The organism is Arthrobacter sp. H5, from assembly GCF_000520595.1.
Lineage (GTDB): Bacteria > Actinomycetota > Actinomycetes > Actinomycetales > Micrococcaceae > Arthrobacter_D.
In genome coordinates, this window is sequence record NZ_KI914983.1 from 62,250 (window position 1) to 69,981 (window position 7,732).

Sequence of the window (7,732 nt, forward strand, 5' to 3'; positions counted from 1 at the left end):
CGCGACGCCGTCCTTGGCGAGGAATTTGGCAGCAGCGGCGCCGGAGCCCGCCGCTGGATCATTGACCCCATTGATGGAACAAAAAACTTTGTGCGCGGCGTCCCGGTGTGGGCAACCCTGATCGCACTGGTGGACGAAGGACGTCCGGTAGTGGGCGTAGTCAGCGCCCCGGCGCTGGGCAAGCGCTGGTGGGCAGCCACGGGGACCGGCGCCTTCATGGGCAAGTCCCTGGCCGCCGCAACCCGCCTGCGCGTATCGAGCGTCTCAAAACTGTCGGATGCATCGCTGTCCTACTCAAGCCTGTCCGGCTGGAAGGACCGCGGGAGTCTGCCGGAATTCATGTCGTTGACCGAGTCGGTCTGGCGCACCAGGGCCTACGGCGACTTCTGGTCCTACTGCCTGGTGGCCGAGGGTGCTGTGGACATCGCCTGCGAACCGGAACTGAATCTCTATGACATGGCTGCGCTCGTGCCGATCGTTACCGAAGCCGGTGGGCGGTTCACATCGTTGGAAGGCGCGGACGGCCCGTTTGGCGGCAACGCCCTGGCGACCAACAGCGTCCTCCACAGCGAAGTGCTGAGGATGCTCAATCCGGCCGTGGACGACCTGCTCTGACAAGCCGGTGCAGGCAAACGTAACAAAGCTGACCGGCAAGAGCCTCTTGTCCTAAGCTGTTCCTATTGGTCACGAGTGCCAGCGTAAAACCCCGGTTTGCTGGCCGGCAACCCTCCTTTCGCGGCGGGGTGCCCCGGGTGACGACCAGGCCGTCCCCACATCGGACTCGGCAAGCGCGGACACACTTTGCTGTGGGTCCCCAAAGACCAGTGAGGCACTGATGAGCACTTCAACCGTACGATTACCCATCACTTCCCACCACCCGCTAGCGCCCGTGGTCGGTGGCGAACTGATGGCCCCCCTGATCGACGGCGGGGTGGCACGCTACGTCAACCTGGACTATGCAGCCTCGGCACCGGCCCTTGAACAGGTCAACCAGTACGTTCAGACAGTGCTCCCGTACTACGCCAGCGTTCACCGCGGGGCAGGCTACGCATCCCAGATTTCGACCTCGCTGTATGAGAATGCCCGGACCCTTGTGAGGCGTTTCGTCGGAGCACGGGAAGACGATGCGGTGATCTTCACCCGCAACACCACGGATTCGCTCAACCTGCTGGCCGGCTGCCTGCCGCAGGACGGGGACGTTCTCTACCTTGACCTGGAACACCACGCCAACCTGCTCCCCTGGCAGAAACTACCGCACAGGAGCGTGGTGGCTGCGGACACCATCGAGGGGACCCTGCCCGCGTTGGAGCGGGAACTGGTGGACGGCACGGTGTCTTTGTTGGCGGTGACCGGCGCCTCGAATGTGACCGGAGAGGTCCTTCCGGTGGCACGGCTCGCCGCACTGGCGCATCAATACGGCGCGCGCATAGTGGTGGACGCAGCACAACTCGCCCCGCACCGCCGCCTGGACATCGGCAGCGACGGCATCGACTACGTCGCCTTTTCCGGGCACAAACTCTATGCGCCGTATGGGGCAGGAGTGCTGGTTGGCCGGGCAGATTGGCTTGACACCGGCCTCCCGCACCTTGCCGGCGGTGGAGCAGTGAAGACGGTCAGGCTCGAGTCGGTCTCCTGGACCACCGGACCCGCACGGCACGAGGGCGGGTCACCGAACGTCATCGGCGCGGCGGCCATCGCGCATGCTGCCCAGGTGATCACGGGACTCGATGAGCAGCGCTGGCAGGCCCACGAAAGCGAACTGCGCGCCGCCCTCGTTGCCGGTCTCGACGAGCTTCCCCAGGTTCGGGTACACCGTATTTTCTCCGACAGTGTCGATTCCATTGGCGTGGTGAACTTTTCAGTGCAAGGATACGACGCCGGGTTGGTCGCGGCGTACCTCTCCGCCGAGTTTGGAGTGGGGCTGCGTGACGGCAAGTTCTGCGCCCATCCGCTCCTCACCCGCCTGGGGCTGCCGTCCGGCTCACTCCGCGCGAGTTTCGGGCTCGGTTCACGGCACGACGACGTCGAGCGGCTGCTGAGCGGGCTGGCCCACCTGTTGGACAACGGTCTGGGCCGGGACTACGTGGTGGATGCCGGCCGCTGGGTACCCGCCGTTGAGACGCGGACGTTCCCGGACTGGGCACCGAACACGCCCGGCACGGCAGGCGCCGCCCCGTGCACCACCGACTAACCTCCCGCCGAAGCGGGTGGTTTAATGAACTGTGCCTATGACCAGAGGTGGACCGCGGCTCGATCAGCACCGTCGGCGTCAACTGGCCCAGGGCTATCTCCAAGGCAGCGAACGCTATGACCGGGTGAGACCCGGGTACCCGCTCGAGGCCGTCGACTGGCTGGTGCCCAAAGGTTCCGCGGGCGCCGCAGATATCGGCGCGGGAACGGGAAAATTTACCCGAGCACTCGTGGACCGGGGGCTGGAGGTGGTCGCGGTTGACCCGTCCACTGACATGCTGGCCATCCTCCGTGGCACACTGCCGGAGGTACGCACCGTTGTCGGTACCGCCGAAAGCACCGGGCTGGAAACGGGTTCGGTGGACTTCATAGTGATTGCGCAGGCGTGGCACTGGTGCGACGCATACGCGGCGGGTGCAGAAGCCACAAGGATACTGGTAGCTGGAGGCAGGTTGGGGTTGGTCTGGAACCAACTGGATGTCTCTCTGCCCTGGGTGCATCGGCTCTCCCGCATCATGCACGCCGGCGATGTCTTCAGGCCGGAGTACCGCCCGGATCCGGGTCCTACCCTGGCCGGTTTGGAGAGCCACGTAACCCGCTGGACGCAGTCGCTCACCACCGGGGACATTGTGGACCTGGCCAAGTCCCGCAGCTATTACCAGAACGCCAGCGAGACCACCAGGCGGAAGGTCGAGGGAAATCTTGACTGGTACCTGCACGAGCATCTGGGCTTCTCCGCTGCAGAGTGCCTTGACCTGCCCTACTTCACCCACAGTTGGCGTGCCCACACCGGATAGACATCCGGCATGCCTGAACAGTAGATTTAGGTATGCCGAAAAATCGTCTTTGGGTGTTCCTCATTTGCTGTTTGCTCACGCTCACCGGCTGCAGCGCGGCCACAGCACAGCGTGGAGCAGCCGAAGAGGACAACCGGCCCATGGTTCTCACCACATTCACCGTCCTTGCAGATCTGACGGAAACCGTTGCTGGAGGGCATGTCCGCGTCGAGTCCATCACCAAGGTGGGAGCAGAGATCCACGGGTACGAACCCACCCCGTCTGATCTCATCAACGCCCAGGATGCTGACCTGATCCTGGACAACGGGTTGGGACTCGAACGGTGGTTCGAACGCTTTGTGCTGTCGGTCGACGCCCCGCACGTGGTGCTCTCCGAGGGCGTGGAGCCAGTGGATATCAGATCCGGCAACTACCGCGGGCTGGCAAACCCGCACGCCTGGATGTCCCCCAAAGCCGCCCAGACCTACGTGGACAACATCGTGGCGGCACTCTCCACACTCAGTCCTGCCCACGCCGATGATTTCAGCGACAACGGGGGCGCCCTTAAAGCTGAGCTGCAAACCATGCTGGAGGAGCTCCGTGCATCCTTCGACCAGGCCGGCTCCACACCCGCGCTTGTCACCTGCGAGGGGGCATTCTCCTACCTGGCCCGCGATGCCGGACTTGACGAGGCATTCATCTGGCCGGTCAATTCCGACAACGAAGGCACACCCCGCCAAATTAAGGACGTCATCCGCTTCGTGGAGGAAAACGACGTTCCAACCGTCTTCTGCGAATCCACGGTTAATCCTTCGGCGCAGGAACAGGTTGCCCTCGCGACGGGCGCCGAGCTGGTGGGCCCCCTCTACGTGGACTCTCTGTCTGAACCGGACGGCCCCGTACCGTCCTTCCTCGAGCTGCTCCGCTACGACATTAAAATTATCACCGAAGGACTCAGCCAGTGACTACCCCCGCGTATCCGCGACACCCGGCCATCGCCGTCGAACATTTGACCGTCAGCTACGGCGACGTCACAGCGCTCAGCGACGTGAGTATCGAGCTGCAGCCGGGTCAGGTGTGCGGCTTGATCGGCGTCAACGGGTCGGGAAAGTCCACGCTCTTCAAGTGCATCATGGGGCTGGTGCAGCCGCAGCGTGGAACACTTGCGATCTTTGGGCTGGACCACCAGAGCGCCCGAAAAAAGCGGATGGTTGCTTACGTGCCGCAATCGGAAGACGTGGACTGGACGTTCCCCATCTCGGTGGGCGATGTTGTGCTGATGGGCCGGTATGCCCACATGGGACCATCCCGACGGGCGTCCCGCGGGGACCGCGCAGCGGTTGAAGCGGCTCTGGAGCGCGTGGGCCTGGCTGAGCTGCGGAACCGGCAGATCGGTGAACTTTCGGGCGGACAAAAGAAGCGTGCCTTCGTGGCCCGGAGCATTGCCCAGGACGCGCAGTTGCTGCTGCTGGATGAACCATTCGCCGGCGTGGACAAGGCCAGCGAGGCCACCTTGGTGGACCTGCTCCGGGAGTTGCGGAACGAAGGCCGCAGCGCACTCGTGTCCACGCATGATCTGGCCGGCATTCCCCAACTCTGCGACGAGGCCGTACTCCTGCATAACCGCGTCCTGGCCCACGGGCTGCCTGCCGATGTGCTGACGCATCATAATCTGGCACGCGCCTTTGGCCCTGTGACAGCAGGGTCCTCCTCGGTCCCCGCGCAGAATGGAGCATGACGTGGATCTGATCACTTTCCTCACCGAACCGCTCCAGTACGGGTTCCTCACCCGGGCGTTAATCGTCACGCTGGCGGCCGCCGTCGTCGCCTCCGTGCTCTCCTGCTGGCTGATCCTCATGGGATGGTCCCTGATGGGCGACGCCGTGTCCCACGCCGTGCTTCCCGGTGTTGCCCTCGCCTACATAGTGGGTGTGCCCTTCTCCATTGGCGCTTTCATTTTCGGCGCGGGAGCGGTGGCCCTTATCGGTGGGGTGAAAGCGACCACCAAGTTGAAGTCCGACACCGTCATCGGCGTGGTCTTCACCGCCCTATTCGCCGTGGGCCTCGCGATTGTCTCCCGAACGCCGTCGCAGGTGGATCTGATGCACATTCTCTTTGGCAATGTGCTCGGAGTCACGGACGGCGAGCTGTGGCAGGTGGTGATCCTCGGTGCCATTACCCTCGCCGTGGTGCTGTTCAAGCGGCGAGATCTGACTCTCTTCGCCTTCGACCGCACGCACGCCCATGTGATCGGCCTGAACACGAAGCTCCTGTCCACGCTGCTGCTCGGCCTGCTGGCCCTCAGCGTGGTGGTGGGGCTGCAGGCCGTGGGGATCATCCTGGTGGTCGCTATGCTCATCACCCCGGGTGCAACCGCATTCCTGCTGACGAAGAGCTTTGACCGGATGCTCATCCTCGCAGCGTCCATCACCGCTGTCGCCTCGGTCGCCGGCATCTACGCAAGCTATTACCTGGACATCTCAACGGGCGCCTCCGTGGTCCTCGCCCAGGCACTGGTCTTTGTGCTCGTGTATCTCTTTGCGCCGCGCACCGGGCTGCTCAGCCAGGGACGACGACGGCGCTCCCAGCGGGCGGCGCTGCCGGCCACCGGGATGGTGGGTTGAGATGGCGAGAAGAACGACGGCGCTGGGCACCGATTCCTCCAGCGTCCAGGACTACGTCAAGGTCATCTACGCGTTCACCGAATGGCAGGACCGGCCCATCACAGCATCCCAAGTGGCAGCGCGCCTCTCGGTGGCCAATTCCTCCGCCTCGGAAATGATCCGCAAACTCGTGGATTTGGGACTTGTACATCACGAACCTTACGGCTCCGTCGAGCTGACTCCCGAAGGGCTCCAGCTGGCCCTGGCAATGGTCCGCCGCCACCGCCTGCTGGAGACCTTCCTGGTGCGGGAGCTCGGCTACAGCTGGGACGAAGTGCACGATGAAGCAGAACTGCTGGAACACACCGTCTCCGACACCTTCATCGACCGGCTCGATGCCAAGCTTGGGCAGCCGCTCCTGGACCCGCACGGCGATCCCATTCCCTCAGCGGCCGGCACCATCAACGTGCCCAATGCACATTCCATGCGGGAACTCGACAGCGGCCACACCGGCCGCATTGCGCGCATCAGTGATGACAACCCGGATTTGCTGCGATTTCTTACGGGCGAAGACATTGGCCTGGGCGAACAGGTTGAAGTGTTGGGCAGGAAACCCTTCGGCGGGCCTCTCACCGTCCGTCTTGGTGAGGGACCCGGCCTGCGGGAGCTCGACTTCGGCGACGAACTCACTGGTGCCCTGTGGATCGAATCGGTAGGGAGCCATCCCGGCTGTAGTTTGGTTCAATGACACCTCAGGCGTCCGGATCCAAACCCATGACTGCGGGTGTGTGGTTTGCTGTTGCTGCCGGAGGGTTTCTGGGCACAGAGGCGAGATATCTACTCGGGCTGCTGTTTCCCGAACTGGCAGGCGCGTTTCCCTGGACCACCCTCGCGGTCAATGTCGCGGGCAGCCTGGTCCTCGGGTTTCTGACTTCGCGGTGGGCTGCCAGGCCCGCAACACCCCGTTGGTTTGAGGCGGGCCTGGGACCGGGTTTGGTAGGGTCCTTCACTACTTTCTCCGCGGTCACGCTTGCCTTGGCGACCGCGTTTCCGGGCCTGCTGTCCGCCGGCTATCTGGGCCTGTCCCTGCTGCTGGGGCTGGGCGCCGCCGCCCTGGGGATGGCTCTCGGCCGAGGGGGACGCCCGGCATGATCACAGCATTGCTGGTTGGGCTCGGCGGAGCAGCGGGTGCCCTCACGCGATTTGGCCTGGACGTGTGGCTAGAGGGACAACGCGAACGACGACGACGGCACGACCGCCCGCCGCGTGCGTACCTCCCGGTGGGAACGCTGATGGTCAACACCGCCGGGTCACTGATCATCGGGCTCGCCTGGGGGCTCCTGTCCACGGCAGGGATGGATCCGGACGGGTACGCGGCAGTTGCGGCCGGGTTGGCGGGTGGCCTGACCACGTTCAGCACGCTCAGCGTTGCCACCGTGTCCCTGTGGCAGGGCGGGAGGAGGGTCGCCGCCGTCGTCAATCTCCTTGCTAACCTGACGCTGGGGCTCGCGGCAGCGGCGCTCGGCATCACGGTGGCAGCCGGTGTGTGACGCACTCCCAAATCACTGCGTGCACCGGCCACAGTCAGCTTCCTTACAATGAGAGCCGGAGCAACCAATCGCCGGAAGAAAAGGGACACTATGACCACGCTGGGGATTGAGGAAGAGTACCTGCTGCTGGATCCGTCCTCCGGATTGCCGGTCTATAACGCCTCCGATGTGCAGGCTCTGCTCGAAACCGTGGACACAGTCACCGGGAGCGATATCCAGCGGGAACTCCTCAGCTGCCAGATCGAAACTGCCACCCCCGTCTGCAGCACGCTCACCGAAGCCGAGGAGTCGCTGCTGAACTTCCGGCGGCAGCTCTCCGCCGCGGCCCGGAAGTCCGGGGTGCGCGCCAGCGGGACCGCCACAGCGCCGCGGATCGCGGGAGCCTATCCCGAACTGACCGACAAGCAGCGCTACCACGAGCTGAAGGCCAGCGCCCGGGGAATTGTGGGCGACCAGTTTGTCAATGGACTCCATGTCCATGTGGCCATACCGGACAAGGAAACCGGTGTGCAGGCACTGAACCGCATCCGGACCTGGCTTCCCATCATCACCGCGTTGAGCACCAATTCCCCTTATTGGCTGGACCGGGACAGCGGTTTTGCCAGCTGGCGGA

The 7,732-nt window shown here is 64.2% G+C and carries 10 protein-coding genes and 1 riboswitch; all 10 genes read left to right on the forward strand.

Annotated features, from left to right (window positions below):
• The coding region (locus Y708_RS23115; protein WP_035775406.1) for an inositol monophosphatase family protein at window positions 1-615 on the forward strand (615 nt) is incomplete at its 5' end.
• A gap of 67 nt (window positions 616-682) precedes the next feature.
• A riboswitch (SAM riboswitch) is annotated at window positions 683-797 on the forward strand.
• Between the two features lie 38 nt (window positions 798-835).
• Entirely contained in the window at window positions 836-2,191 is a 1,356-nt protein-coding gene (locus Y708_RS23120; protein ID WP_035775407.1) for an aminotransferase class V-fold PLP-dependent enzyme, read from the forward strand.
• A 37-nt stretch (window positions 2,192-2,228) separates the two neighbouring features.
• Window positions 2,229-2,987, forward strand: coding sequence for a class I SAM-dependent methyltransferase (locus Y708_RS0105600; RefSeq protein WP_028279168.1), 759 nt, complete (start codon window positions 2,229-2,231; stop codon window positions 2,985-2,987).
• A 140-nt stretch (window positions 2,988-3,127) separates the two neighbouring features.
• Window positions 3,128-3,931 carry a metal ABC transporter substrate-binding protein gene (locus Y708_RS0105605; RefSeq protein WP_343212953.1) on the forward strand — a complete coding sequence of 268 codons (804 nt, stop codon included), beginning with the start codon at window positions 3,128-3,130 and terminating at the stop codon, window positions 3,929-3,931.
• Window positions 3,928-4,704, forward strand: coding sequence for a metal ABC transporter ATP-binding protein (locus Y708_RS23125; RefSeq protein WP_035775408.1), 777 nt, complete (start codon window positions 3,928-3,930; stop codon window positions 4,702-4,704). Before Y708_RS0105605 ends, Y708_RS23125 begins: the two co-directional genes overlap by 4 nt.
• 1 nt (window position 4,705) lies before the next feature.
• Window positions 4,706-5,590, forward strand: a complete 885-nt coding sequence (locus tag Y708_RS0105615; protein WP_035775409.1) for a metal ABC transporter permease — start codon at window positions 4,706-4,708, stop codon at window positions 5,588-5,590.
• 1 nt (window position 5,591) lies between these two features.
• Window positions 5,592-6,317 carry a metal-dependent transcriptional regulator gene (locus Y708_RS0105620; protein WP_028279171.1) on the forward strand — a complete coding sequence of 242 codons (726 nt, stop codon included), beginning with the start codon at window positions 5,592-5,594 and terminating at the stop codon, window positions 6,315-6,317.
• Window positions 6,314-6,721: a fluoride efflux transporter FluC gene (locus Y708_RS0105625; protein WP_028279172.1), complete on the forward strand. Its 408-nt coding sequence runs from the start codon at window positions 6,314-6,316 to the stop codon at window positions 6,719-6,721. Before Y708_RS0105620 ends, Y708_RS0105625 begins: the two co-directional genes overlap by 4 nt.
• On the forward strand, window positions 6,718-7,119 hold the full coding sequence (locus Y708_RS0105630; protein ID WP_028279173.1) for a fluoride efflux transporter FluC: 402 nt from the start codon (window positions 6,718-6,720) through the stop codon (window positions 7,117-7,119). The genes Y708_RS0105625 and Y708_RS0105630 overlap by 4 nt, the downstream gene beginning before the upstream one ends.
• A 90-nt stretch (window positions 7,120-7,209) precedes the next feature.
• Window positions 7,210-7,732: carboxylate-amine ligase (locus Y708_RS23130; RefSeq protein ID WP_035775410.1), on the forward strand; the 523-nt coding region annotated here is incomplete at its 3' end.

Coding starts and splice junctions, on each gene's coding strand:
- Y708_RS23120 (WP_035775407.1), top strand. CDS start 836: ATGAGCACTTCAACCGTACGATTACCCATCACTTCCCACCACCCGCTA.
- Y708_RS0105625 (WP_028279172.1), top strand. CDS start 6,314: ATGACACCTCAGGCGTCCGGATCCAAACCCATGACTGCGGGTGTGTGG.
- Y708_RS0105620 (WP_028279171.1), top strand. CDS start 5,592: ATGGCGAGAAGAACGACGGCGCTGGGCACCGATTCCTCCAGCGTCCAG.
- Y708_RS0105630 (WP_028279173.1), top strand. CDS start 6,718: ATGATCACAGCATTGCTGGTTGGGCTCGGCGGAGCAGCGGGTGCCCTC.
- Y708_RS0105600 (WP_028279168.1), top strand. CDS start 2,229: ATGACCAGAGGTGGACCGCGGCTCGATCAGCACCGTCGGCGTCAACTG.
- Y708_RS0105605 (WP_343212953.1), top strand. CDS start 3,128: ATGGTTCTCACCACATTCACCGTCCTTGCAGATCTGACGGAAACCGTT.